The following is a 25,598-nucleotide window of genomic DNA, read 5'->3' on the forward strand; positions in this document are numbered from 1 at the left end:
CACGAAAATATCTCTATAAACATATGAAAAGGTGGAATGACGATGCAACATCTCACCATTCAAAAAGCAATAAACCATGATCAAGCGCTGTATGAGCTTCTGCTGCTTGCCGATCCTTCAAAAGAGATTGTTGATGAATACATTGCCAGAGGAGAATGCTACACAGCTTATATATCGGGCGAATTAGCTGGTGTATACGTGATCATCACAACTAGACCGCAAACCGCAGAAATCGTTAACATCGCAGTAAAACAAACAATGCAAAAACAGGGCATTGGCAAGCTTCTTATCCGCGACGCCATTGAAAAAGCGAAACACATGGGAGCAAAGGTGATTGAGATTGGCACTGGAAATTCCAGCATCCATCAACTGTCGCTTTATCAAAAATGCGGGTTTCGCCTTCAAGCAATTGACCATGATTTTTTTATCAGACACTACGATGAGGAGATCTTTGAAAACGGCATTCAATGCCGTGATATGGTGAGGCTTTATTTGGATCTTTAAAAGCACAAAAAAGCCGCCGAGACATATCTCGGCGGTCATTTTATTACTTGTTTAAGTTGTAGAAAGAGTTAATACCGTGGTATTGAGCAGTTTCAGCCAACTGATCTTCGATGCGAAGAAGCTGGTTGTATTTCGCAACACGGTCCGTACGAGACGGAGCACCTGTTTTGATTTGTCCTGCGTTTGTTGCCACAGCGATGTCAGCGATTGTGCTGTCTTCTGTTTCACCAGAACGGTGAGAGATAACAGCAGTGTAGCCTGCGCGTTTCGCCATTTCGATCGCATCGAATGTTTCAGTCAATGTACCGATTTGGTTTACTTTGATCAGGATAGAGTTGCCTACGCCGTTTTTGATACCTTCAGCAAGTTTTTTCGTGTTTGTAACGAAGAGGTCATCACCAACAAGCTGAACTTTTTTGCCAAGACGCTCAGTAAGAAGCTTGTGGCCTTCCCAGTCGTTTTCGTCAAGTCCGTCTTCGATAGAGATGATTGGGTATTTAGAAACCATTTCTTCGTACCAGTCAACCATTTCAGCAGATGTTTTCACAACGCCTTCGCCAGACAGATGGTATTTACCGTCTTCTTTGTTGTAGAACTCAGAAGATGCAGCATCCATTGCAAGCTTCACTTCTTCGCCAGGTTTGAAGCCGGCTTTTTCGATTGCTTCAACGATTGTTTGAAGCGCTTCTTCGTTAGAACCAAGGTTTGGAGCGAATCCGCCTTCATCACCTACAGCTGTGTTCATTCCTTTAGCAGAAAGAACTGATTTCAGGCTGTGGAAGATTTGAGCGCCCATGCGAAGTGCTTCACGGAAGTTAGGAGCACCTACAGGCATGATCATGAATTCTTGAATATCCACGTTGTTATCAGCATGCTCTCCGCCGTTTACGATGTTCATCATCGGTACAGGAAGCGTTTTTGAGTTGAATCCTCCAAGGTATTGGTAAAGAGGAATCTGTAAGAAATCAGCAGCTGCGCGCGCACAAGCCATAGATACGCCAAGGATTGCGTTCGCACCGAGTTTGCCTTTGTTTTCAGTACCGTCAAGCTCGATTAAAAGCTGATCGATTGCGTTTTGTTCAGTTACATCAAAGCCAAGAAGCTCTGGAGCAATGATTTCGTTTACGTTGTTAACAGCTGTTAACACGCCTTTTCCAAGGTAACGGTCTTTATCGCCGTCACGAAGCTCAACTGCTTCGTATTCACCTGTAGAAGCTCCGCTTGGCACTAATGCGCGGCCGAAAGCTCCTGATTCTGTATATACTTCAACTTCAACTGTTGGGTTGCCGCGGGAGTCTAATACTTCGCGTGCATAAACATCAACAATGTATGGCATGAGTTTTGTCTCTCCTTTTGATTTCAACTTATTTTTGAATTAAAGATGTTCCTGTCATTTCTTTCGGTTTTTCAACACCGAGAAGGTCTAATAACGTTGGTGCAAGGTCGCCTAGGATTCCGCCTTCACGCAGCGTAATGCCTTCTTTCGTAACAATCACAGGGACTGGGTTTGTCGTATGCGCAGTGTGCGGTTCGCCTGATTCTGTAATCAGAATGTCAGCATTACCGTGATCAGCGGTAATGATAGCATGTCCGCCTTTAGCGAGAATCGCGTCAACGACTTCGCCTAAGCATTCGTCCACTGCTTCAATTGCTTTAATTGTTGGTTCAACCATTCCGGAGTGGCCGACCATATCAGGGTTTGCGAAGTTAAGAATGATCGCGTCATGCTTGTCAGCTTCAATTTCTTTGACCAACGCGTCCTTCACTTCATACGCACTCATTTCAGGCTTCAAGTCATATGTTGCAACTTTCGGCGAGTTGATGAGAATACGCTCTTCACCCGGGAATTCAGCTTCACGGCCGCCGCTCATAAAGAACGTGACGTGCGGATACTTTTCAGTTTCTGCAATTCGAAGCTGTTTTAATCCGTGCTGAGATAATACTTCTCCGACTGTGTTATCAAGATTTATCGGTTTAAACGCCACATAGCCGTCAACTGATTCACTGAAGTGAGTCAGGCAGACGAAATGCAGGTTCTTCGGATAATTCTCGCCGCGGTCGAAATCGCGGAAGTCTTTGTTTGTGAACGTGTTAGAAATCTGGATGGCGCGGTCCGGTCTGAAATTATAGAAAATCACAGAATCACCATCTTGGATTTTCGCAACAGGCTCACCGTTTTCTTTTGTGATGACGGATGGAATCACGAATTCATCGTAGATACCATTCGCATATGAATCATCCACAACATCCATTGCGCTGCGGTATGTTGGGCCTTCGCCGTACGCCATTGCGCGGTACGCTTTTTCTACACGGTCCCAGCGTTTGTCGCGGTCCATTGAGTAGTAGCGTCCGGAAACGCTGGCGATTTCTCCAACACCGATTTCCTCAATTTGTTCGTTCAGCTGCTTGATGTATGTTTTCGCTGTTTGCGGACCTACATCACGGCCGTCAAGGAAACCATGAATGTAAACCTTTGTCAGCCCTTCATTTTTCGCAAGCTTTAACAGCGCGAATAAATGGTTGATATGGCTGTGCACGCCGCCGTCTGATAAAAGGCCGAACAGGTGCAGGGCTTTGTTGTTTTCTTTCGCGTTGCTAATCGCGTCAAGGAATGTTTGATTGCGTTCGAACTCCCCTTCACGAATGGCAACATTTACGCGTGTTAAGCTTTGGTACACAATACGTCCCGCACCGATATTTAAGTGACCTACTTCGGAGTTCCCCATCTGTCCGTCAGGAAGACCTACAGCCTCGCCTGAAGCAGTCAATGTTTGATGTGGATACTGGTTCCAATAGCGGTCAAAATTCGGTTTTTTCGCTAAAGCGACTGCGTTTCCTACTGTTTCGTTTCGTAATCCGAACCCATCAAGAATGATGAGTGCAGCTGGTTTTTTACTCATATTGACCTTCCTCCAATAATTGAACGAATGACTGTGGCTCAAGGCTCGCGCCGCCGACCAAAGCACCGTCAATATCGGACTCTGCCATATATTCTTTAATGTTTGCAGGCTTTACGCTTCCGCCATATTGGATGCGAAGCTTGTCTGCAGTTTCTTGGCTGAAGCTTTCAGCGACGGTTTTACGGATATGCGCACACACGTCGTTCGCATCTTTCGCTGTAGAAGATTTGCCTGTTCCTATTGCCCAGATTGGCTCATAAGCAATAACAGAAGCAGCAACTTGTTCTTCAGAAAGACCAGCAAGGCCTTTTTTCACTTGGTCTGCAACAAGATCATTTGTTTTGCCGGCTTCGCGCTCTTCAAGCGTTTCACCCACACAGATGATCGGCACAATGCCGTGTTTGAAAGCAGCATGTGCTTTTTTGTTAACTGTTTCATCAGTTTCAGCGAACATTTCACGGCGCTCAGAGTGGCCGATGACGCAGTAGTCAACGCCAAGGTCTTTCAGTGCAACCGGGCTGATTTCGCCTGTGAACGCGCCGCTTTCTTCGAAGTGCATGTTTTGAGCGCCGACTTTCAGGTCAGTGCCTTTAACAGCAGAAGTAAGCTTTTCTAAGAAAAGTGCTGGCGCGCAAACAACAGCTTCCGCTTTGTCTGCTGCTGGAATGGAAGATTTCACTTCTTCAACGAAGCTGACAGCTTCGCCGAGTGTTTTGTTCATTTTCCAGTTACCGGCGATAATTGGTTTTCTCATCTGTTCCACTTCCTTATAGCAGTTTTGAGATTATTTATCGTTAAGTGCAGCTACCCCTGGAAGCTCTTTGCCTTCCATAAACTCAAGGGATGCGCCGCCGCCTGTTGAGATGTGGCTCATTTTGTCAGCAAGGCCGAATTTTTCAACCGCTGCCGCAGAGTCTCCTCCGCCGATGACAGAGTATGTATCTTTCGCCTCTGCCAATGCTTCCGCAACCGCTTTTGTTCCTTGAGCGAACAAGTCGATTTCGAATACGCCCATCGGTCCGTTCCACACGACAAGTTTGCTGTTTTTGATTACGTCAGCATACGTTTCGCGTGTTTTCGTACCAATGTCGATTGCTTCTAAATCACTAGGGATTTCAGAGATCGGCACAATTTTCACGTTTGCATCGTTAGAGAAATCATCTGCAACGAGTACATCTTCAGGCATGTAGAAGTTAACGCCTTTTTCTTTCGCGCGGTCCATAAATGATTTCGCAAGCTCGATTTTATCCTCTTCAAGAAGAGATTTACCGACTTCATGGCCAAGCGCTTTAACGAATGTATAAGCAAGACCTCCGCCGATGATCAGGTTGTCTACTTTATCAAGAAGACTTTCGATCACACCGATTTTGTCTTTTACTTTCGCTCCGCCGATGATTGCTGTGAACGGGCGGTCAGGGTTAGAAACCGCTTTTCCGAGTACGTCAAGCTCTTTTTCCATTAAGAAACCTGCAACTGCTGGCAGATGCTCGGCAATTCCAGCTGTAGATGCGTGAGCACGGTGGGCAGCACCGAATGCGTCATTTACATATACATCTGCAAGCTCAGCAAATGCTTTTGCAAGCTCAGGATCATTTTTCTCTTCACCAGGGTAGAAACGTACGTTTTCCAATACAAGAACGTCTCCGTCCTTCATGTCAGAAATTTGTGCTTTTACAGCATCGCCGTAAGCTTCATCTGCTTTTTTCACTTGTTTGCCAAGCAGTTCGCCGAGACGTGCAGCGACAGGAGTTAAACGAAGCTCCTCAACCACTTCGCCTTTCGGACGGCCTAAATGGCTCGCAAGAAGGACTTTCGCGCCTTGTTCTGCAAGGTGTTTGATTGTTGGAAGCGCAGCACGGATACGTGTATCGTCTGTTACTTCCCCGTCTTTCATTGGAACGTTAAAGTCAACGCGGCAGAATACAACTTTGCCTTTTACGTCGATGTCTTTGAGAGTTTTCTTATTCATGCCTAGGAGATCCTCCTTCAAAATGGTTTGCATACAGCACGAAAAACGTGAAACCGTCTGGTCAAGCGATAACTCCGCCAGGGCAGATCGCAGTCTTTTTCGGCACAGGGCAGTTCGTCTGAAGCCAGGGCAGCGGCCTTAGGCGAAAGCGCCGGCAAAACTGCTGAAACGCGGTCGTTTCTCTTTCACAGAACGTTTTCTGAAAGCCGGTCTTCATGGAAAAAGGGAAAGGGAGTCCGTCCCCTTCCCTTGTCCGCTTTCATTATAGCGCTTCTATTCAAAAGAACCAAGTCAGGTCCTTTTTTCAGCTATAAATTAAAGACCTTTTTTTGCGATGTAAGCTGCAAGGTCAACAACGCGGTTAGAGTAGCCGCTTTCGTTATCGTACCAAGAAATTACTTTTACCATGCTGCCTTCCATAACCATTGTAGAAAGAGCATCGATTGTAGAAGAGTTTTTGTTTCCGTTGTAGTCGCCAGAAACTAATGGCTCTTCGCTGTAGCCAAGGATTCCTTTAAGATCGCCTTCAGCCGCTTCTTTAAGAGCTGCGTTTACTTCTTCAGCTGTTACTTCTTGGTTCAGTTCAGCAACCAAGTCCACTAGAGAAACGTTTGGAGTTGGAACACGCATTGCTCCACCGTTCAGTTTGCCTTTTAGTTCAGGAAGAACTAGAGAAACTGCTTTAGCAGCACCAGTTGATGTTGGGATGATGTTTTCAGCTGCTGCACGCGCACGACGGTAGTCTTTGTGCGGAAGATCAAGGATTTGCTGATCGTTTGTGTAAGAGTGAACAGTTGTCATCATACCGCGTTTGATGCCGAATTTATCGTTAAGTACTTTTGCAAACGGCGCAAGGCAGTTTGTTGTGCAAGATGCGTTAGAGATAACATCGTGGTTAGCCGCATCGTATTTATCTTCGTTAACACCCATAACGATTGTGATATCTTCTTCGTTAGCAGGAGCAGAGATGATTACTTTTTTCGCGCCAGCTTCTAAGTGTTTCGCAGCGTCTGCGCGTTTTGTGAAGAAACCAGTAGATTCAACCACGATTTCAACGCCTTGTTTGCCCCAGCTAAGTTTAGCAGGATCGCGTTCTGCAGAAACTTCAATTGTTTTGCCGTTAACAACAAGGTTGTTACCGTCAACTGAAACTTCAGCGTCTAATTTTCCGTGTACAGAATCATATTGTAAAAGGTGAGCCAGCATGTTAGCATCTGTTAAATCGTTAACCGCTACTACCTCAACTTCAGGATTGTTTAATGCTGCGCGGAATACGTTACGTCCAATACGACCAAAACCGTTAATACCGACTTTTACTGCCATGATTGTTTCCTCCTTTAAATAAGTGAGAGATATTTATATTGAGGGATTATTCATCCCTTAATAACTTCTTTGCGGCTCCTTCGTCTGTGACGAGAACCGTGTTGCGGGGCTTTTTAAAGTAAGCCTCGATCGCCTCGGCTTTTGATGATCCGCCCGCTACCGCAATAATATCGGGGATGGCGTCTATGTCATCCAGCTGCATTCCCACAGAATGCACTTTGTGGACCACTTCGCCGTCCGCGTTAAAATAGTAGCCAAACGCTTCTGTCACCGCGTCGTTGTCATCTATTTTCTTTAAGTCTTCTAAAGGCGTATTTCTCCGCTCAGCCATAGTTTTAGCTTCGCCGATTCCGTGAATCAGCATACTCGCTGATTTAATGGTGTTCAGCACCTCTTTGACTGAAGGCTCTTCAATAATAGATGAATAGGCGCCTTGTGACAGCTGTCCCGGAACAAACAAAAGCCGGTAAGTGCCTGAAGCCTTCTCCGCCATATGCGCGCATATGGTGTTCGCCTGGTTTTTCACGTCTTCGCCTAAACCGCCTCTTGCGGGCACAAACAAAAGCTCGCGGTTTTTAGAATCCGGCGTCATCATTTCGGCGACAGCTTCAATTGTCGTACCGCCAGTTACAGCGACGATATTTTTGCCTGAAAATCTTTTTTTCATACATGCGACAGCTGCTCTTCCCATTTCTTTTTTGACCCATGGGGATTGGTCGCTGTCTCCGGATACGATAATGGCATCCTTTAGATTTAAACGTTCCTTTAATGTCTTTTCCAAAAGAGTCAAACCTAAAACATCTTTCATCGTATCTTCCAGAACGGAAAGCAGTTCGTAGCCCTCTTCTGTCAATGTCATGCCGTTTGTTTTAATATCGACCAGGTTCTGTTCCTTTAAAAACTGAACCTCGCCCCTCAGCACACGCTCGCTGATTCCGAGACTGGCAGACAGGCTTCTTCGCCCGATGGGTTCTGTCAGCCTGATATACTGCAAGATTTCAAACCTCTTTTGCATAACGATCAGAAGATCAGGCAATAATTTTTTTTGAGCTTGTATTAACTGGTTCATGACTCAAACGTTCCTTCCTTTTTTTGCTGGACATTATATGTCCCGCTATGACAAAAAACGTCCCATCATAGCCAAAAAAAATTATTTCTGCTTTCTTTAATTATTTTAACAGGGTGGAATTGTTTATTCAACTGTTAAGAGCCAATTCATCGACAATATTCGCAGAGTTTTCATGCCGCGGGGTTTTATCCAGCAATATTTTTTCCTTTATATCTTTATCTTATACAGAAAACGCCAAAAGGTGCATCCCAACATAAACAGCCCTTCCAATAGAAAGGGCCGCCTTTTTAAAGCGTTTTCATTTTATCCAGAGCTTTTCAATCTCTTCGAGCGATTTGTTCTTTGTTTCCGGGCAGATCGTAACGACAAACAGGAAGCAAAGGATATTAATCACCGCAAAGATCCAGAATGTATAGGCGAGCCCGAATGAGTCGATCATCATTGGCACAAACTGTCCGATCGCCCAGTTTGCTCCCCATAAGAAGATGGTCGCAATCCCTGCGGCTCTCGCCCGAAGATGATTCGGGAAGATTTCAGAAATCATAATCCATGTGATCGGCCCTACAGATACACAAAATGCCGCCACAAAACCTAAAATAAAGAAGATCAGCATAAATCCGCTTGTTAACTGAAAGTAGAACGACGTTCCGATTAAGATCATAAAAATAGCCATAAAAGCAGAACCGATGGACATCAATTTTTTTCGTCCGACTTTATCAATCAGCAAAACCGCAATAACTGTAAAAATGACTTCTACAACACCGACAATACAGGTTGTCACAAATCCGGCATTTTGACCGAATCCCATCATTTTGAAAATTTCCGGCCCGTAGTAAGTAATCGCGTTCATGCCGATGACTTGGTTAAAGAGCGCCAGCAGGATTCCAATGACAAGCGCCTTTCTGAGACCCGGCTTGAACAGCTGGGAGAGCGATCCCATTTGTTCTATTTTTAAAGAGTTCTCAATGTTCTTTAATTCTTCTTTTGCGACAGTTTCCCCATTAATACGTGTCAGTATCTTTAAAGCTTCATTTGTTTTGCCCGCTTTCGCCAGCCATCTCGGACTTTCCGGCACGACGAGCAATACGAGGAAAAAGATCACGGACGGCACCATTCCATAAGCAAGCATCCATCTCCAGCCGGTGTGAACGCCCCATTCGTATGTTCCAGACCGCTGCACAGCGAGATTAATAAAGTACGTTGCGGATATGCCCAATATTGTAAAGAGCTGATATAAGGAAGAAAGGCTTCCCCGGATGGCTGGCGGCGCCGCTTCCGTAATATACGTAACAGAGAGTGATGAGCCCATCCCAATCCCAAGGCCCCCGATAATCCTTGCAATGATTAAGGTAGACACATCTTGAGAAAGCGCCGAAACAATTGCTGATATCGCAAATAACAAAGCGGCTGTCATTAAAATTTTTCTTCGTCCGAACCTGTCGCTTAAAAATCCGGATATCCCGACGCCCGCCACTCCTCCAATCATAATGCTGGAAATCACAAGACCTTCCATAAACGGACTCAGGCTGTATAAATCTTTCAGAAAACCGATGGCGCCTGAAATCACTGCCGTGTCATAGCCGTACAATAAGCCGCCAAGTCCCGCCGCGCATGAGATCAAAATGACAAATCCCATTGAATGGCTTCTTGTTACAGGAGCATTTGGTTCTAATTGAGTTGGAGTATTCTTCATTTCCCTGCCCTCCCGAATGTTGAGTAAAGCGTTTACATTTACTTTTGTAATTGTACGTACTTATATTAAAATTTAACGAAAATTTCATTTAATTAGTACGTACAAATATAGAATAATCTTATTTGCACTTTCTGTCAATGTTTTCTTACAAAGAACGCTGTGATATACTGAAATTTGTCCGTATACATTTTGGAGGAATAGATATGTTACCAAAATACGCTCAAGTAAAAGAAGAAATCAGTTCATGGATTAATCAAGGCAAAATACTGCCTGATCAAAAGATCCCTACCGAAAACGAGTTAATGCAGCAATTCGGCGTCAGCCGGCATACCATTCGCAAAGCGATCGGAGACCTCGTATCACAAGGTCTGCTGTACAGCGTGCAAGGCGGGGGAACCTTTGTCGCTTCACGCTCTGCTAAATCAGCGCTGCATTCCAATAAAACGATTGGTGTTCTGACAACCTACATATCAGACTATATTTTCCCGAGCATCATCAGAGGAATCGAGTCCTATTTAAGCGAGCAAGGATATTCCATGCTGCTGACCAGCACAAACAACAACCCGGACAATGAAAGAAGAGGGTTAGAGAACCTGCTGTCCCAGAATATCGACGGACTTATCGTGGAGCCGACAAAAAGCGCCCTGCAAACGCCGAATATCGGCTACTATTTAAATTTGGAGAAAAACGGAATTCCTTTCGCGATGATTAACGCTTCATACGCTGAGCTTGCCGCACCGAGTTTTACCTTGGATGATGTGAAAGGCGGCATGATGGCGGCTGAGCATCTCCTTTCTCTCGGCCACACGCACATGATGGGCATTTTTAAAGCTGATGATACACAAGGTGTGAAGCGGATGAACGGGTTTATTCAGGCGCACCGGGATCGTGAGCTATTCCCTTCTCCGGATATGATTGTGACATTTACGACGGAGGAAAAAGAATCAAAGCTGCTGGAGAAAGTGAAGGCCACACTGGAGAAAAACAGCAAGCATATGCCGACAGCCATTCTTTGTTATAACGATGAAATTGCGCTGAAGGTGATTGATATGCTGCGGGAGATGGATATCAAAGTGCCGGAGGATATGTCTATCGTCGGATATGATGATTCGCATTTTGCCCAAATCTCCGAGGTGAAATTAACCTCTGTGAAGCATCCGAAATCCGTGCTTGGAAAAGCAGCTGCCAAATATGTCATTGACTGCTTAGAGCATAAAAAGCCGAAGCAGGAGGATGTCATTTTTGAGCCTGAATTGATCATCCGCCAGTCCGCACGAAAACTGAATGAATAAAAAAGCAATGTATGGGTCTCCCCGCTACATTGCTTTTTTTATAATTGTTATCTGTTTTTCCAAACGTCTGCGATGATTTCAAACGAACGCATTCTATCTGTATGTTCAAAGGTTTCTGAGTTGACCATAATTTCATCAGCCTGTGTCGTATTGACAAAGTCTTCGAGCTTCGCCTTCACTTCTTCCGGACCGCCGACAATCGTCGAGCTCAGCTGCTCATTGACCATTGCTTTTTCATACGGGCTCCAGATTTGATCCATATCCTCAACAGGCGGCTTAAGCTGATTCGGCGTGCCGCGGACAAGGTCAAGAAATCTTTGATAATGCGAAGTCGCAAGGTGCTGCGCTTTCTGGTTTGTATCTGCCGCGATAATGGTGACGCCGACCATCGCATACGGTTCATCGAGCACGTCTGACGGCGTAAAGGAATTGCGGTACAGCTCCAAAGCGGGAACCGTATTCGCCGGTGAAAAATGAGCGGCGAATGCAAACGGAAGACCTAGTTCGCCTGCCAGACGGGCGCTGAAGCCGCTTGAGCCCAGCAGCCAAATCGGCACATCTATGCCCTCTCCCGGAATGGCGCGGACTTGATTGCGCACATTTCCGGATGGTTTAAAGTAATTGCGCAGTTCCTCTAATTGTTCCGGGAAATCTTCACCGCTGTTGATGTTTCTGCGGAGCGCTCTTGCTGTCAATTGGTCCGTTCCCGGAGCACGTCCGAGCCCCAGATCAATCCGTCCGGGATACAGCGTTTCCAGTGTGCCGAATTGCTCGGCAATCACTAGTGATGAGTGGTTCGGAAGCATAATACCGCCGGAACCGACGCGGATTTTCTTTGTGCCGCCGGCAATATGGCCAATCAGAACCGCTGTGGCAGAGCTTGCGACACCTTCTATATTATGATGCTCAGCGAGCCAGTAGCGATGATAGCCCCATTCCTCAGCACGGCGCGCTAAGTCCATGCTGTTTCGGAATGATTCCGCAACCGTTCCTCCCTGAACAACCGGAGATAAATTCAAGACAGAAAGCAAGGTATCTTTGCGTTGTTGAGTAGACATGTTTTTCTCCTTTGCAATTGTGATATCAGTAAACAGCCTCAAGCTGACAAGTCATGATCGAAAGGACTTCTATCACACCATAACACAACTGCAATCAGGAATAAAAGAATTTGATTCGATGAAATTCGAACAATATAAAACGAACGGTTTGGCACCGTTATTTTGCCCCAAACAGTTCCTGCGCCATATCAATAAATAGTTTAGCCGCCAGAGAAGCCTCCTTTAATGACGGAACAGCAAGCTGCACATCACGGTATACCGGCGGGTCCAGATCCCGCGTCACCACATGCTCCGGCAGCGGCATGCCCGACATGGACATTTCTGATAAGATCGCCAGGCCCAGTCCTTCTCTGATCATACTGATCGAGGTGTTCATGTTATAGACTGTGAAAGCGGCGTTCAGCGTAGCACCCGCCTGCCTGAACATATCGATAAAAGGTGATTCATAGCCCCCGTCACAGACGATCATCGGTTCGTGATCGAGATCTTTCAGCGTAATGGCCGAACGGCTGCAAAGCGGGTGATCGTCCCTGAGAACGACGGACATTTTGTCTTTTTTCAGCGGAATGTACTCGATTTCCTCCGTCGGATACAGAAGAATGCCGACATCTATCATTCGCGTGTGAAGCCACTCCTTGACTTCATCTACCGTTCCTTCGTGCAGCACAAGCTCCAGTTTCGGATATTTTTGTTTAAACTCACTGATCAGCTTCGGCATAAAATAAGCCGAGGCAGTTGAGAATGTGCCGATATGGATCGTTCCCAGTTCAAGCCCTTTTTCCGCGGCTGCCACTTGCTCAACTTTTTCAATGCCTTTTAAGACTTCCCTGATGTGGACTAAGATCTTTTTCCCCGTATCGGTCAGCATCAGGCCATTGCGGCGGTCACGAATGATCAGCTTCACATCAAGCTCAGCCTCGATCGCAGAAATCGCATGGCTGACAGCCGGCTGTGTCATGTTCAGCGCCTGCCCCGCTTTTGTAAAGCTCCCCGTTTCAGCTATTTTTACAAAAACCCTTAATTGTGTAATGGTCATAACAATTTACTTATGCTCCTTATAAAAAAGATTCATTTTATTTATCTTATATTCTACAGTATCATAATGAAAAAGTTCTACAAGGAGTGATTGAAAAGTGAAACAGCTTTCAAAAACGCAGACAGCTATCCTTCTCGCCTTTCTCGTCATCACGTGGGGCATCAATTGGCCGCTGTCGAAAGCAGCGCTCGCCTATTCGCCGCCATTATTGTTCGCGGGCATCCGGACGCTGATCGGCGGGCTTTTATTAGTCATCGTCGCACTGCCGCGTATTCATAAATTGCGATTAAAAGAAACGTGGCCGATTTATCTTGTTTCTGCACTTTTAAATATTACGTTATTCTACGGCCTGCAAACGATCGGGCTGAATTACCTCCCGGCGGGACTGTTTTCCGCGATCGTCTTCTTTCAGCCGGTGCTGATGGGCGTGTTTTCTTGGCTTTGGCTCGGCGAATCCATGTTTGCGCTGAAAGTGATCGGGCTTATCCTCGGTTTTGCGGGAGTAGCTGTCATCAGTGCCGCAGGCTTTGGAGGGCATATTTCTGTCATTGGGGTTCTGCTGGCTCTCGGCTCCGCACTCAGCTGGGCGCTCGGGACAATATATATGAAAAAAACAGGCAGCCGCGTCGATTCCATCTGGATGGTCGCTTTGCAGCTGACGATCGGAAGCGTGTTTCTGCTTATATCCGGCTTTTGGACAGAAAGCTTTTCTGCGATCCAATGGACAGTTCCGTTTATTACGAGCCTGTTGTTCATCTCTGTCTTCGTTATCGCGCTTGGATGGCTTGTCTTTTTTACACTTGTCGGTTCAGGAGAAGCAAGCAAGGTCGCATCCTACACCTTTTTGATTCCGCTCATTTCGATCGTGGCAAGCTCCATTTTCCTTCATGAACCGCTTACCTTAAGCCTCTTGGCGGGTCTGCTGCTGATTGTGACGAGCATCTGCCTCGTGAATTCAAAATCAAAAGCACAGAAAGCGGCGGCGATTGGTGTAAATGAGAAGGCTGCACAATAATAAAAAAACCTCTTGTCGTTGTGACAAGAGGTTTCTCATTTACTGATGTTTACGTCCATTGATCCAATAAAAAATTGTAATCAAAAGATAAATCGCGGCAGTGATGAGGGTAATGACAATTGACGTTGTCATGATGACCCCGATCAGAATGGCGAGTAACGCCAAAACCGCAAACCATGTCGTGTACGGGAACCATTTTACATAATAGGCCGGTGTTTCTGTTTGCTCTTTTCTCGATTTCAAATGAGCAAATCCGATGATCAGCCAAATGAATAAAACGGTATACCCCAAAGATCCCATTAAGTAATTAAAGGTTTGGCTTCCTGCGAACAGAGAAATCAATACGCCAATATATAGAGAGGAAGTGCACATCAGAATCGCAAACATCGGTACATTTTTCGATGAAAGCTTCGAAAAGATCTTCGGGAGCCTTCCGTCAGTAGCCTGTGTATATAAAATGCGTGATGATCCGTATAAACCTGAATTCATTGAAGAAATGATCGCCAGCAGGATGACTGCGTTCATGATATGATCCGCGCCCGGAATGCCTACCATTTTAAAGACCATGACGAAAGGACTTTCTGGAACGGAATTGACTTGATTCCATGGAATCAGGCTGACGATGATGAAAAACGGCAGCAGGTAGAACGCGACAATCCGTGTCAATGTGCTGCGGACTGCTTTCGGGACAACCTTTTCAGGATTCTTTGTCTCAGCAAGCGTCACACCGATAATTTCTGTACCGCCGTAGGAGTAGATCACGACAAGCATCGCCGTAATCAGCCCTGTGCCGCCGTGCGGGAAAAATCCGCCGTGCTCTGTCAGGTTTGAAAACCCGGCAGCTGTATGATCACCGAATGATACAAATAAGAGCAATAATCCTAAAATAATAAAGACAATAATAACGGTAATCTTGATCATTGCCAGCCAATATTCAGTTTCGGCAAAGATTTTAACAGAAAGCAAGTTCACAATCGTGACGATAAGAGAAATCCCTAATGCCAGCACCCAGATCGGGCAGCCCGGCAGCCAATATTGAATAAAGATCGCAGCGACAACAGCTTCAGCCGCAATGTTAAGCACCCACATTTTCCAGTATATCCAATCCAAGAAATAAGCAGCGTAATTTCCTAATACCTGCTGGACAAGATCTCGGAAGGTTCTGGCGTTACGATTGCGCACAGCCATTTCCGCGAGCCCCTGCATAATAAACAGCAAAATAATTCCGCCGAGCAGGTATGCGATAATGACAGATGGACCTGCCACATCGATCGCTGAGCTGCTCCCTTTAAATAAACCTGCGCCGATTGCTCCGCCCAGCGCCATCATCATAATATGGCGGGACGTCATCGTGCGTTTTAACGTCTGATTGTCCTTTTTCATCCTCTTGTACCTCTCCTTCTCATTTTCAAAAACAAAAAAAGCCCGCCGTCTCCTATCTAATAGATAAAGAGACGACGAGCCTTTGGCTGACCGCGGTACCACTCTTGTTGATTCTTCGTAAAGAATCCAGCTTTTGACCTGTAACGAAGGTTAGCCGTTAAAACATAGGGAATATTCAATCTATTCCGTTCCGTCTTACCACTCCCGGGCGAGTTCAAAGAAGAATCAGGCTGCGTCGCACCACCCCGCAGCTCTCTTTTCTGATCTCTTTCTTTTACTGCTCCCATTCTATGTGTTGTAGTTTTCTGAAAAACTTAAATTTTATGATCTGAATATATTAACATAATATACGTGCTTCTCTTTTACCTGTCAATAACTTCAGAGAAAAAAGAAACTGTTATTTTGTCCCTTTTTGGATGGCTTTCCAAAAGGATTCTGACTCGTTTCCTAATGCATAGACTGAGACACCTGCTATTTTATATTGCTTTGCCAGATGGCTTTTCGTTTGAACGGTTTTCTCATTTTCATACCACACGACATGTTTATGCTTCTTTTTGTCAACGTAAGAAAACGTCATCGAACCTGATTTTTTGTTGAATGCCGGCTTTGCTTTCTGCTTCTTGATGAGGGACTTAAGTTCATTCCATTCCCGCATGGCGCTGCCGCTTCCGTCTTTTACATCCCAGTCATAGCCGTACGCAGGGATTCCCATAATGACTTTATTGGCTTTGATTTTTTTGACTGAAAACTGCAGAGAGCTTTTGATCCAGCTTGTGCTTGCCACTGATCCCGGCTCGCCCCATATGCCGTGTTCGTCGTAAGTCATGACTTGTACGTAGTCGGCATATTTACCGATTTTCGCATAATCATACGGCCAGCTCCAGTCATCGTTTTGATCATCGGCGCTTTTGGCCGGAACGGAAACCATTGTTTTAATATGTTTCTTTTTCAGAGCCTGTGAGACATATTGAATGAAGCTTGAGTATTTGGATCGGTCTTCTGGATGCACTGCTTCAAAATCGATATTGATACCGTAGTATGAGTGCTTTTTGGCCAGTTCTATCAGCTGATCTGTGAATCGTTTTTTCGCTGTTTTATTACTCATGACTCGACTCGCTAAATCTCCGTCAAAATCGTATATGGCGTCATTATAGTTTGAAATGACAGCCCATGTCTTGATTTTTTTCTTTTTCGCATATGTCAGCTGCTTGCTCGGGGCATCGCCAATGACTTGTCCGTTTTTTTCAAAGGCAAACGTATCTGTGGCGATGGAATTCATGTATGAATGATATTTCGTAAGAGAATTGTATGAGGCCGTATCTCCAGTGGTGTAGCCTAATGTCATGCCGGCTGCCTTCGCTTCTGTTTTTGTATACATAAACAGCACGATCGCAATTGCCAGTGAAACAGCAATAATCAGCCATTTTTTCATCGCATTTCCTCCTTTTTCAAGTCATACTCTTCTCATCGGCCAAAAAATTGGAAGTTGAAGTTTTTTCAAGCAAAAAGCCCGGCAGCACATGCCGGGCTTCCTGAGATCAGCGATCAGATACGAGAATGTATGCAGCCTTTACAGGTCCGTGCACCCCGACGACCAAATCCATTTCGATGTCGGCTGAGTTGCTCGGTCCGGTAATGTAGTTGACGCATGAGGGAACAGTGACGCCGTCCGCAATGTTTTGGCGGATGATATCACTGGCTTGCGTCATTCTCGGTACAATGCTTGATTTCGGCACAATCGCAATATAGGTCGTCGGCAGAAGGCTGACGGACCGGCCGATGTCTTTTGAGGAAAAGAGGACAACCGTCCCCGACTCAGCCAGTGTGATTTCACTGAATGTGATCCCTACATTGGCTTGCTCCGCTTTTTTGATATTTTCTTCGCCTTTGTCAGCATCCCACTCCCAGACCGGTGTTCCATCGCTCGGCCAGTCTTTGGTAAGCAGGCTTTTTAGTCCGTATGCTTCAAAGCGGGAGTCTTTCGGAATGATGACAGGGCCTCCGGAAAACCGGCTGACTTGTTCGCGGAGGGCATCGTAAAGGCCGGTTGAATCGGTTTCAATCAGCTCTGTATGGATTTTGACACAATGGTTTTTGAGCACTGTCACTAAGTCATCTGCTGAATATCCTTCAAGTGTTTTATATTGCGGCTGGTGCGCCCACTCAGGGACTGCCACGCCTCCTGTTCTTCTTTCACGGCCCAGGCGTGATGCGATCCGGTTTAAAAAGCTCTCCTGGTTCTGAACGGTTCCCTTCGTCATCACTGCTCCTCCTTCGTGCGTTCACTTGTTTCTCTGTCTGTAAACCAGTCTCTGAATCTTGATTTATGCGGTGCCGGGAAGTCGCGGATCTGAGTCCAGCTTTTGAGCGGGCCGGGCCCTTTCGAAATTTTTTCGTCCTCTGTAAAAGGCGTCATGGCGACTGGCGCCCATTTTGAGCCCATTTTATAAAGCGACAAAGAGGACGCGCCAAGTCCGAACGCTTTCATCGCAAGCTTTTCGCTGATCGGCGCTCTTCCTTCTTTTTCGACGATGTTCTGGCGATGCTTGAGAAGCAGCTCGTGAAGTGGAATTTTGACCGGGCAGGCTTCTGAACAAGCCGCGCACAATGTAGACGCGTACGGGAGCTCCTTAAAATCGTCATAACCGCCGAGCAGCGGCGATAAAACCGCTCCGATCGGCCCCGAATAAATTGAGCCGTAAGAGTGTCCGCCGACATGGCGGTACACAGGGCAGACATTGATACAGGCGGCACAGCGGATACATTGCAGCACAGACTGGAATTCCGTACCGAGAATGTTGGAGCGGCCATTGTCAACAATGACAAGATGGAATTCCTCCGGCCCGTCCACTTCCCCTTCCAGCCTCGGGCCTGTCAAAGCCGTAATATAACTTGTCAGCCGCTGTCCGACAGCGCTTCTTGTCAGCATGCTGACAAGCACTTCAAATTCAGAAAATGACGGGACAATCCGCTCCATGCCCATCACGGTGATTTGCGTTTTCGGCAAAGTGCTCACAAGCCGTCCGTTACCTTCATTGGTCACAAGGCTGACAGAGCCCGTGTCAGCGATGGCGAAGTTACAGCCGGTAATGCCGATATCCGCTTCCAGAAACTTTTCCCGGAGGATGGTGCGCGCATGCATGACGAGCTCTTCCGGTTTTTCTGTATGTTGATAGTCCAGCCTCTCTTTAAACACATCGCGTATCTGCTCTTTATTTTTATGAAGGGCGGGCGCTACGATATGTGACGGCGGATCATGATCATCAATCTGCAAAATATACTCGCCGAGGTCGGTTTCGACGACTTCGCAGCCTTCCTGTTCCAGCACCTCATTCAGATTGATTTCCTCTGTGACCATTGATTTTGATTTCACGATTTTCTTCCCGTTCTTCTTTTGAATGACATCGCGAATGTAAGAAGACGCCTCTTCCGATGTTTCCGCGAAATAGACATGCCCGCCTCTTTTCGCCACATTTTCCGCAAGCTGGCCGAGATAGAAATCGAGGTTTTCAAGGACATGCTGCCTGATTTCCTCTGATAGCGAGCGCCACTCTTCCCAGTTTCCCAGCTCTTCGGCTGCTTCAAGGCGCCGTGTCCGCAGACGTTCCTGCGCACCTGAAACAGCGCCTCTCATAAATTCATTATCAATCCCCTGTGATACCCGCTCTTTAAAAGCGTCAGTACCGATTTTCATCGCCATGATCCTTTCCCCCTCTGAATCCAGTTTTATCTGCTGTTGAGCACTTCGGCGATGTGCATCACTTTGACATTCTTGTCTTTTCGGTCAAGCCGTCCCCCGATATTCATCAAACAGCCGCAGTCAGCACCGATCAGCACCTCTGCTTCCGTTTCCTCCACGCATGCGACTTTTTCATCGACCATCTGTTCAGAGATCTGCGCCATTTTGACGGAGAATGTTCCTCCGAATCCGCAGCAATTGTGTTTGCCCGGAAGCGGCGTGAATTCAAGCCCTTTCACATGGCTCAGCAGCTTCATCGGCTCCTCCGATACCCCGAGGAGCCTTGTCATATGGCATGACGTATGTAAGGTTGCTTTTTTATGAAGGGTTGCGCCGACATCCTCCACCCCGAGGACGTTCACGATGAAATCCGTTAATTCATACGTTTTATCCGCAAGCTTCTGCGCTTTATCCGCCCATTTCGGGTCATCTTTAAACAGGTGCGGATACTCCCTGAACATTGTGGTGCAGGAACCGGATGGACTGACGACATAATCTGACTCCTGAAACGTTTCAATCATTCGTTTCATTGCTTTTTTGGCATCATTCACGTAACCGCTGTTGTATGCCGGCTGGCCGCAGCAGATCTGCCCCTCCGGAAAATCAACCTCACACCCAAGCCGCTCCAGCAGCTCAACCGTTGCTTTTCCTACGTTTGTTTGAAACATATCAACAAGACAAGTGACAAAAAGTGAGACTTTCATGATGAACCCCTCTCTCATCCCCAATATATGATCAGGTCATCAGATGACCTGAGTTAAAATAACTATATGAATATCGTACACTATTCTGATAATGGAAGGAAAGGGTTTTCTGGGGATATTTTCATTTGCGGGCATATAAAAACACTCCTGATCTTTCAGGAGTGCCGTGATGGTGAAAAACATATGGTTAAATCCAGCCCTTTTCCTCAGCAATGCTGGCGGCTTCTGTCCGATTTTTCGCATCAAGCTTTTGGATGATTTCTGATATATAGTTTCGGACTGTGCCTTGAGATAAATAGAGTTCAAGCGTAATATCTTTTGTTGTCTTGCCTAAAGCCGCCAGCCGCAGAATTTCTTGCTCTCTTACAGTGAGAGGATTTTCGTCTCTAATCATATTAAACGTCAGCTCCGGGCTGAACACTCGTTTTCCCTTTACACACTTTCGGATGGCATCGGCCAGATCGTCAATTTCCCCGTCTTTCAGCAGGTAGCCATGTACGCCGGCTTTGACGGCGCGTTCAAAATATCCGGGGCGGGCAAAGGTGGTTAATATAATGACCTTGCTGCCGCAGCCTTTTTGCATTAATGCCTCTGCCACATCCAGCCCGCTTCGAACCGGCATTTCAATGTCCATGATGCACACATCCGGCTCCAGCTTCAAAATGGCTTTTAGCGCCTCTTCCCCGTTTAATGCTTGTCCGATGACTGTCATATCCTTTTCTAAATCAAGCAGAGATCCCAAAGCGCCTAAAAGCATTCGCTGGTCCTCAGCAATAAACAGACGAATCATTCTTTTCGTCCTCCTATCATTCTGCTTTTTTAATAAGCGGAATCGTCAGTGTCAAAACCGTTCCGTTATGGGCTGAAAGCGTTAATCCTCCTTCAATGAGCATGAGCCGTTCTTCCATTCCCCGCAGGCCATTCCCAAATGTTTTCTCCTTTGCCGCTCCCTTTCCGTCATCCCGTATGACAATCCTCATTTTGTCAGCAAACTGAGAAATGGTGATGGCGCAGTGGGTTGCTTTACTATGCTTGATGATATTGGTCACGGCTTCCCGCATACACATACTGATAATGTTTTGAGTGACGGGAGATATTGCTGAAAAGTCTTCGTCTCCTTCGTATTGAAAGGTAATGTTCCCCGTTTTTAATATGTGCTGAATGTTGGCGAGCTCCTCCGTCATCGTGACCGTTCTCATATCAGAAACAAGCTCACGAACTTGCTTAAGTGCGGCTCGTGAGCTTGTTTCCATTTCTTTTGCCTCAAGCCGTGTCCGTTCTGGATCAGATGTTGCCAGCCGCTGAATCAGCTGGCTTTTTAATGTAAGGAGCGACAGGGTATGGCCGAGGGTATCGTGAAGATCACGGGCGATTCGAACGCGCTCCTCCCTTTTGGAGAGTTCCCTTATCTGTTCGTTTGCTTGGTCAAGCTTCGTTTCAAGCTCTATTCTCCGAAACATAGAACGGATTCCGAATGGAGAAATGAGCATGATGACCTGAAATGGAAGAATAGAGAAAAGCTCCCGAATTGAGACCGAATTCGCAAATAATTGATACAGACAAGGGAGCAGCAACATGAAGATTAAACCGCAGAAAGCACGGTTAAACTTCGTTTTCTCTCTGTAATACCCAACAAAGTTTGCCGGGAAAAAACCTAAGTACATATAGCTGATATCATAAAACAGACTGTATATAAAAATAACTGCCATTTGCACGATGAGCCAACACGTAAACGATCCTCTGCCCAAGCTGCAGAACAACTGGCGATATGCTGCGACAAAAAGGACCAGCATGCCATATCCAATCACCTGTTTGATGCCTGATTCTTTCAATAAAGAGAGGAACGGCATAATGGTGTACACCAGAAAGATATAAGGGAAAAACCCGAATTGCTTCGGGAAAATTGATATTGCCTTTTTCATGTATTACACCGCTTCTTGTTTTCTTCTAATATACTTAGATAGTAGCATGAAGAGCATCAAATAAGCGATTAATATCAGAATATTTTTCCAGGATGGGAATTCGCCTCGGACAAGTTCCCACGCTCCGCTCCCGAAATGATAAGACGGAAGCCACCGGCCAATGTTCTGCATCATGTCAGGCATGATCTCAAACGGCATCCACATGCCACCGCCTAAAGCCAGCAGCATGTAAAGCACATTACTGATTCCGGCCGCTGTTTCTACTTTTCTCATGAGGCCTATTAGTGTGCCTAATGCTAAAAACGGCAATGCGCCAAACAAAATCCACAGTCCGCTCATGATCCATTCAAACGGTGACAAGGCAATGTCATTGATAATGGCGCCGAAAAGAAAAATGACGGTAATGGATAAAACGTGAATCACACTTTGGCCAATCATCTGAGCTGATAAATAAATATGATCCGGAAGAGGCGTAATGCGGATAAAGGCAGTCCAGCCCTGTGACCGTTCTTGAACCATACGGATTCCAAGCGTCATGATGGAAGAACCCATCACGCTGAAGACTGTCATCGACATTAAGTAATGGGCGTCCCATGCACGTTGATCAGGGACGTTGGTATTCACTACATTGGTAAAGAGATAATAAAAAGCAATCGGCATCATCAGCGACCAAAGTACAAAGTACTTATTCCTAAGCACCCTTTTCATTTCAGCTATGCTTTGCTTCTGGAGCATGTTCACTCACATCGCCTCCCTGTTTCCGTCAGCCAGCTGACGAAATGCCTCATCAAGCGTTCCTTGCTCAATTCGAATATCGCGTGCATGTATGTTTTCTTGAAAGATCAGCGCTAAAACTTGGTCTGTATTTGATGTTTGGATGATGGTTCTCTGATGCTTTTGGATCACTCGCTCTACTTCCGGGTGACGAGACAGCTTTTCCAATGATTCATCTGAATGGAGCGTAAAAGAAACAGACTGTTTTTGAATCCTAGAGCGGAGCTGCATTGGTGAGTCGTCTGCCACAAGCCGTCCATCAGCAAAAAATAAGATTCGCTGTGCGGCATCATCTGCTTCCTGTAAATAGTGAGTTGAGAAAATAATCGTTTTCCCTTGATCCGCCAGTCCATGAATGGTCTGCCAGAATCGATGTCTTGATGATGTGTCCATTCCGACTGTCGGTTCATCGAATATAAGCAGCTCCGGGTTCCCGGCAAGAGCCAAAGCAAAGCTCAAACGGCGTTTTTGTCCGCCGGATAATTTTTCTGCTCTTGTTTTCAAGTCTTCTTTTGTGAGTGCTGTTAACGAAACGAGTTCTTTCATGGACAATGGATTCGGATAATAGCTTCGGAAGAGTTCGAGGATTTCATTCACCTTTAGACCCGGCATGACACTCACTTCCTGCAGCATCACGCCTATTTTTTCGCGAACCCGTTGATCATCGGGAAGCCGGTTAAATAGTTTGATTTCTCCCTTAGTCGGTTTCAGCAATCCTAATATCATGGAGATAACGGTCGTCTTCCCTGCCCCATTCGGTCCGAGAATGGCTGCAATTTCTCCTTTTTCAATGCTGAAGCTGATGTTGTTTACAGCTGTTTTTTGCTGGAAATGTTTTGTCACATTGCTTACTGATACTGCCTCATTCATCACATGAGCACCTCCTGATGGCTTACATTGATTGTAAAATGACTGAGATGATGATGTTAGTATGGGGTGTCATGATGATTGAGTGACAAATGTCATATTCTTTCCCGCCGCAGGTGCCTAGGCCATCCATCCTCTACATCTTCCAATTCATCCAGCTCTCCTATGCCGGATGTCCTCTTTCTTTTAAACTGCTATTTACTTTCATAGAAAGACACCCTCTTCAAACCGCCCGAGTGTTATGATATACATATTGAACTTTATTTTACTCTCCAGCTGAAAGGAGCCAATCATGAACGAAGCGATTTTGTCTCGAAATGATGTGAAGGTGAAAGGCAGCGGCAAAGCATCTATCATTTTTGCACCTGGTTTTGGATGCGATCAAAGCGTGTGGAATGCCGTGGCGCCGGCCTTCGAAGAAGATCATCAGGTCATTTTATTTGATTACGTCGGTTCGGGACATTCAGATTTGCGCGCATATGACCTGAATCGTTACCGGACACTTGACGGCTATGCCCAAGATGTTCTAGATGTTTGTGAAGCTCTAGATCTGGAAGATACCGTGTTTGTGGGTCACTCTGTCGGAGCTGTGATTGGGATGCTTGCTTCCATCCGCCGTCCGGAACACTTTTCCCATCTGGTGATGGTGGGCCCTTCTCCTTGCTATTTGAATGATCCGCCTGAGTATTACGGAGGATTTGAGGAGGAACAGCTAATTGGTTTACTGGAGATGATGGAGAAAAATTACATAGGCTGGGCAACTGTATTTGCGGCCACCGTTCTGAATCAGCCAGACCGGCCTGAAATCAGGGAAGAGCTTGAAAGCCGTTTTTGTTCTACTGACCCTGTGATTGCCCGCCAATTCGCGAAAGCAGCGTTTTTTTCTGATCACCGGGAGGATCTTTCGAAGGTAACGGTTCCCTCTCTTATTCTCCAATGCGCAGATGATATCATCGCACCGACAACAGTAGGTGAGTATATGCATAAGCACCTGCCTTATAGCAGGCTGAAACAAATGGAGGCTCGCGGGCATTGTCCCCACATGAGCCATCCTGAAGAGACGATACAGCTGATCAGCGATTATTTGAAAGCACACGTGTGATATGGAACGAAAGGGATAGAGGTGACCCTCTGAATGGACAAACAATTGAATAATGCACCATGCGGTTTCCTCACTTTGTCAGAAGAGGGTTCAATTATAGCGGTCAACCGTACCCTGCTCAACATCCTAAAATATGAGCAGGAACAGGTAATCGGCCAGCATATGGATACGATCTTGACCGTTTCCGCACAGCTTTTCTACCAGCTTTATTTTGTTCCGCTTTTGAAACTGGAGCAGCACATTGAAGAAATGTACATTTCCCTGCAAACAAGAGATGGAGAAGAAATTCCCGTCCTTGTCAATGCGGTTGTAAGAGCTGATCGCGGTGCATCTGTCACCGAGTGTGTTCTGATTCCGATGCGGAAGCGAAATGAATATGAAAATGAACTGCTGATGGCCAGAAACGCGGCCCAGGAAGCTTTGTTTGCCAAACAGAAAGCCAATGCAGAATTAGAAATTGCTTTAGGAAAGCTGAAGGCTAAACAAGAAGAGCTTCTTGAGATCAACAAACAAAATCAGCAATTTAAATTAAACACCAAAAGAGAGCTTGAGCTCGCCAGAAAGATTCAGGAAAACTCGTTGACTGAACCGATTGTAAATGATCAGATTCAGATTGAGTCTTATTACAAAGCATCCAGTGACTTATCAGGTGATCTATACGGATTTTATCAAATCGATGAACACCGTTACGGCATTATTATCCTTGATGTGATGGGTCATGGGATTTCATCTGCTTTGATTACGATGTCTCTTCATCCTTTGTTCCAGCGCCAGATCACGCAAGGTCTCAGTCCCGTCAAAGTCATGAAAGAATTAGACCGCCATCTTCACAGCTTGTTTCAAAATGATGAGGAAGCAAGACATTATTGCACTGCCATTTATCTCGAGATTGATACAGCCCGGCAAAGAATTGATTATGTCAACGCAGGGCATCCCCCGGCATTATGGCAGGGCGCCGGAGGAACCCAAAATCTGCTGCAGGCAACTGCGCCTCCGATCGGGATGTTTGAAGACACGGTGTTTCAGTCAAGCAGCCTTCCATACACGGAGGGCGGAAGGCTTCTTCTTTATACAGATGGCGTGATGGACCCTACGGCTTCATGTTATTTATTTGATTTATTGAAGGAGCATCCCGAGTTGCCTATTACCGACCTGAAAGAGAAAATGCTTACATCACTGCATCAACATAAGGAAGCCCATCATAAAAGTGATGACGAATGTTTTATAGTAGTTGATTTGAAATAAAAA

General features: G+C 46.0%; 23 protein-coding genes and 1 other annotated feature. Of the genes, 5 read left to right on the forward strand and 18 right to left on the reverse strand.

Features of this window, described 5'->3' with window-relative positions; genetic code table 11:
• The first annotated feature begins 42 nt into the window (after positions 1-42).
• Entirely contained in the window at positions 43-504 is a 462-nt protein-coding gene (locus BSI_RS20475) for a GNAT family N-acetyltransferase (protein WP_003235206.1), read from the forward strand.
• 43 nt (positions 505-547) lie between these two features.
• On the opposite strand, the gene eno is transcribed toward BSI_RS20475, so the two are convergent.
• From eno to araE, 7 genes are all read right to left on the reverse strand, one after another.
• Complete coding sequence (eno, locus tag BSI_RS20470; protein WP_003235209.1) at positions 548-1,840, reverse strand: phosphopyruvate hydratase; 1,293 nt, start codon at positions 1,838-1,840, stop codon at positions 548-550.
• 28 nt (positions 1,841-1,868) lie between these two features.
• A complete protein-coding gene (gene gpmI / locus BSI_RS20465; protein WP_003235212.1) occupies positions 1,869-3,404 on the reverse strand; it encodes a 2,3-bisphosphoglycerate-independent phosphoglycerate mutase in 1,536 nt (511 codons plus the stop codon).
• Positions 3,397-4,158 (reverse strand): triose-phosphate isomerase, encoded by a 762-nt coding sequence (gene tpiA / locus BSI_RS20460; protein WP_003235214.1) that lies wholly within the window; start codon positions 4,156-4,158, stop codon positions 3,397-3,399. The genes gpmI and tpiA overlap by 8 nt, the downstream gene beginning before the upstream one ends.
• Before the next feature lie 30 nt (positions 4,159-4,188).
• The gene (locus tag BSI_RS20455; RefSeq protein ID WP_003235216.1) at positions 4,189-5,373 is read right to left on the reverse strand and encodes a phosphoglycerate kinase; all 1,185 of its coding nucleotides are present in this window, start codon (positions 5,371-5,373) and stop codon (positions 4,189-4,191) included.
• Between the two features lie 315 nt (positions 5,374-5,688).
• Positions 5,689-6,696, reverse strand: a complete 1,008-nt coding sequence (gap, locus tag BSI_RS20450; protein ID WP_003219957.1) for a type I glyceraldehyde-3-phosphate dehydrogenase — start codon at positions 6,694-6,696, stop codon at positions 5,689-5,691.
• A 46-nt stretch (positions 6,697-6,742) separates the two neighbouring features.
• Positions 6,743-7,765: a gapA transcriptional regulator CggR gene (gene cggR / locus BSI_RS20445; RefSeq protein ID WP_003235219.1), complete on the reverse strand. Its 1,023-nt coding sequence runs from the start codon at positions 7,763-7,765 to the stop codon at positions 6,743-6,745.
• Positions 7,766-8,063: 298 nt separating this feature from the next.
• A complete protein-coding gene (gene araE / locus BSI_RS20440) occupies positions 8,064-9,458 on the reverse strand; it encodes an arabinose-proton symporter AraE (protein ID WP_003235220.1) in 1,395 nt (464 codons plus the stop codon).
• Positions 9,459-9,661: 203 nt separating this feature from the next.
• On the opposite strand from araE, the gene araR reads away from it, so the two are divergent.
• Positions 9,662-10,750: an arabinose utilization transcriptional regulator AraR gene (gene araR / locus BSI_RS20435; RefSeq protein ID WP_003235221.1), complete on the forward strand. Its 1,089-nt coding sequence runs from the start codon at positions 9,662-9,664 to the stop codon at positions 10,748-10,750.
• Positions 10,751-10,797: 47 nt separating this feature from the next.
• Here araR and BSI_RS20430 read toward each other — a convergent pair whose 3' ends face one another.
• On the reverse strand, positions 10,798-11,808 hold the full coding sequence (locus tag BSI_RS20430) for an LLM class flavin-dependent oxidoreductase (protein ID WP_003235224.1): 1,011 nt from the start codon (positions 11,806-11,808) through the stop codon (positions 10,798-10,800).
• 157 nt (positions 11,809-11,965) lie between these two features.
• Positions 11,966-12,844, reverse strand: a complete 879-nt coding sequence (locus BSI_RS20425; RefSeq protein ID WP_003235226.1) for a LysR family transcriptional regulator — start codon at positions 12,842-12,844, stop codon at positions 11,966-11,968.
• 97 nt (positions 12,845-12,941) lie between these two features.
• Here BSI_RS20425 and BSI_RS20420 point away from each other — a divergent pair, with 97 nt between their 5' ends.
• A complete protein-coding gene (locus tag BSI_RS20420; RefSeq protein WP_003235227.1) occupies positions 12,942-13,859 on the forward strand; it encodes a DMT family transporter in 918 nt (305 codons plus the stop codon).
• A gap of 39 nt (positions 13,860-13,898) precedes the next feature.
• Here the strand turns inward: BSI_RS20420 and BSI_RS20415 are convergent, their stop codons facing one another.
• From BSI_RS20415 to BSI_RS20375, 9 genes are all read right to left on the reverse strand, one after another.
• The gene (locus BSI_RS20415; protein WP_003235229.1) at positions 13,899-15,242 is read right to left on the reverse strand and encodes an amino acid permease; all 1,344 of its coding nucleotides are present in this window, start codon (positions 15,240-15,242) and stop codon (positions 13,899-13,901) included.
• 64 nt (positions 15,243-15,306) lie between these two features.
• Positions 15,307-15,542: a binding site (T-box leader), on the reverse strand.
• Between the two features lie 97 nt (positions 15,543-15,639).
• The gene (locus tag BSI_RS20410; protein ID WP_003235232.1) at positions 15,640-16,674 is read right to left on the reverse strand and encodes a glycosyl hydrolase family 18 protein; all 1,035 of its coding nucleotides are present in this window, start codon (positions 16,672-16,674) and stop codon (positions 15,640-15,642) included.
• A gap of 106 nt (positions 16,675-16,780) precedes the next feature.
• The gene (gene lutC / locus BSI_RS20405) at positions 16,781-17,503 is read right to left on the reverse strand and encodes a lactate utilization protein LutC (RefSeq protein WP_003235234.1); all 723 of its coding nucleotides are present in this window, start codon (positions 17,501-17,503) and stop codon (positions 16,781-16,783) included.
• On the reverse strand, positions 17,503-18,942 hold the full coding sequence (gene lutB, locus BSI_RS20400; RefSeq protein WP_003235236.1) for a lactate utilization iron-sulfur protein LutB: 1,440 nt from the start codon (positions 18,940-18,942) through the stop codon (positions 17,503-17,505). The genes lutC and lutB overlap by 1 nt, the downstream gene beginning before the upstream one ends.
• Positions 18,943-18,968: 26 nt before the next feature.
• Positions 18,969-19,685 (reverse strand): lactate utilization iron-sulfur protein LutA, encoded by a 717-nt coding sequence (lutA, locus tag BSI_RS20395; protein ID WP_003235238.1) that lies wholly within the window; start codon positions 19,683-19,685, stop codon positions 18,969-18,971.
• A 187-nt stretch (positions 19,686-19,872) separates the two neighbouring features.
• Positions 19,873-20,475 (reverse strand): two-component system response regulator YvfU, encoded by a 603-nt coding sequence (yvfU, locus tag BSI_RS20390; RefSeq protein ID WP_003235239.1) that lies wholly within the window; start codon positions 20,473-20,475, stop codon positions 19,873-19,875.
• 16 nt (positions 20,476-20,491) lie between these two features.
• Complete coding sequence (locus BSI_RS20385; protein WP_003235241.1) at positions 20,492-21,607, reverse strand: sensor histidine kinase; 1,116 nt, start codon at positions 21,605-21,607, stop codon at positions 20,492-20,494.
• 3 nt (positions 21,608-21,610) lie between these two features.
• Positions 21,611-22,348 carry an ABC transporter permease gene (locus BSI_RS20380; protein WP_003235242.1) on the reverse strand — a complete coding sequence of 246 codons (738 nt, stop codon included), beginning with the start codon at positions 22,346-22,348 and terminating at the stop codon, positions 21,611-21,613.
• Positions 22,349-23,254: an ABC transporter ATP-binding protein gene (locus BSI_RS20375; RefSeq protein ID WP_080030772.1), complete on the reverse strand. Its 906-nt coding sequence runs from the start codon at positions 23,252-23,254 to the stop codon at positions 22,349-22,351.
• A gap of 286 nt (positions 23,255-23,540) precedes the next feature.
• Between BSI_RS20375 and rsbQ the strand changes: the two genes are divergently transcribed.
• Both rsbQ and rsbP read left to right on the forward strand, forming a co-directional pair.
• The gene (gene rsbQ / locus BSI_RS20370; RefSeq protein ID WP_003235244.1) at positions 23,541-24,350 is read left to right on the forward strand and encodes a sigma factor SigB/phosphatase RsbP regulator RsbQ; all 810 of its coding nucleotides are present in this window, start codon (positions 23,541-23,543) and stop codon (positions 24,348-24,350) included.
• 33 nt (positions 24,351-24,383) lie between these two features.
• Entirely contained in the window at positions 24,384-25,595 is a 1,212-nt protein-coding gene (gene rsbP, locus BSI_RS20365) for a phosphoserine phosphatase RsbP (protein ID WP_003235245.1), read from the forward strand.
• The last annotated feature ends 3 nt before the right edge of the window (positions 25,596-25,598 follow it).

Origin of the sequence: Bacillus inaquosorum KCTC 13429 (genome assembly GCF_000332645.1) — a bacterium.
GTDB lineage: Bacteria > Bacillota > Bacilli > Bacillales > Bacillaceae > Bacillus > Bacillus inaquosorum.

Excerpts from the sequence above, each read along its gene's own strand:
- gap (WP_003219957.1), bottom strand. The coding sequence starts at position 6,696 with ATGGCAGTAAAAGTCGGTATTAACGGTTTTGGTCGTATTGGACGTAAC.
- BSI_RS20430 (WP_003235224.1), bottom strand. The coding sequence starts at position 11,808 with ATGTCTACTCAACAACGCAAAGATACCTTGCTTTCTGTCTTGAATTTA.
- lutA (WP_003235238.1), bottom strand. The coding sequence starts at position 19,685 with ATGAAAGTCTCACTTTTTGTCACTTGTCTTGTTGATATGTTTCAAACA.
- tpiA (WP_003235214.1), bottom strand. The coding sequence starts at position 4,158 with ATGAGAAAACCAATTATCGCCGGTAACTGGAAAATGAACAAAACACTC.
- BSI_RS20425 (WP_003235226.1), bottom strand. The coding sequence starts at position 12,844 with ATGACCATTACACAATTAAGGGTTTTTGTAAAAATAGCTGAAACGGGG.
- yvfU (WP_003235239.1), bottom strand. The coding sequence starts at position 20,475 with ATGATTCGTCTGTTTATTGCTGAGGACCAGCGAATGCTTTTAGGCGCT.
- eno (WP_003235209.1), bottom strand. The coding sequence starts at position 1,840 with ATGCCATACATTGTTGATGTTTATGCACGCGAAGTATTAGACTCCCGC.
- cggR (WP_003235219.1), bottom strand. The coding sequence starts at position 7,765 with ATGAACCAGTTAATACAAGCTCAAAAAAAATTATTGCCTGATCTTCTG.
- araE (WP_003235220.1), bottom strand. The coding sequence starts at position 9,458 with ATGAAGAATACTCCAACTCAATTAGAACCAAATGCTCCTGTAACAAGA.
- lutC (WP_003235234.1), bottom strand. The coding sequence starts at position 17,503 with ATGACGAAGGGAACCGTTCAGAACCAGGAGAGCTTTTTAAACCGGATC.
- BSI_RS20415 (WP_003235229.1), bottom strand. The coding sequence starts at position 15,242 with ATGAAAAAGGACAATCAGACGTTAAAACGCACGATGACGTCCCGCCAT.
- BSI_RS20455 (WP_003235216.1), bottom strand. The coding sequence starts at position 5,373 with ATGAATAAGAAAACTCTCAAAGACATCGACGTAAAAGGCAAAGTTGTA.
- lutB (WP_003235236.1), bottom strand. The coding sequence starts at position 18,942 with ATGGCGATGAAAATCGGTACTGACGCTTTTAAAGAGCGGGTATCACAG.
- gpmI (WP_003235212.1), bottom strand. The coding sequence starts at position 3,404 with ATGAGTAAAAAACCAGCTGCACTCATCATTCTTGATGGGTTCGGATTA.
- rsbP (WP_003235245.1), top strand. The coding sequence starts at position 24,384 with ATGGACAAACAATTGAATAATGCACCATGCGGTTTCCTCACTTTGTCA.
- BSI_RS20410 (WP_003235232.1), bottom strand. The coding sequence starts at position 16,674 with ATGAAAAAATGGCTGATTATTGCTGTTTCACTGGCAATTGCGATCGTG.
- BSI_RS20475 (WP_003235206.1), top strand. The coding sequence starts at position 43 with ATGCAACATCTCACCATTCAAAAAGCAATAAACCATGATCAAGCGCTG.
- BSI_RS20385 (WP_003235241.1), bottom strand. The coding sequence starts at position 21,607 with ATGAAAAAGGCAATATCAATTTTCCCGAAGCAATTCGGGTTTTTCCCT.
- rsbQ (WP_003235244.1), top strand. The coding sequence starts at position 23,541 with ATGAACGAAGCGATTTTGTCTCGAAATGATGTGAAGGTGAAAGGCAGC.
- araR (WP_003235221.1), top strand. The coding sequence starts at position 9,662 with ATGTTACCAAAATACGCTCAAGTAAAAGAAGAAATCAGTTCATGGATT.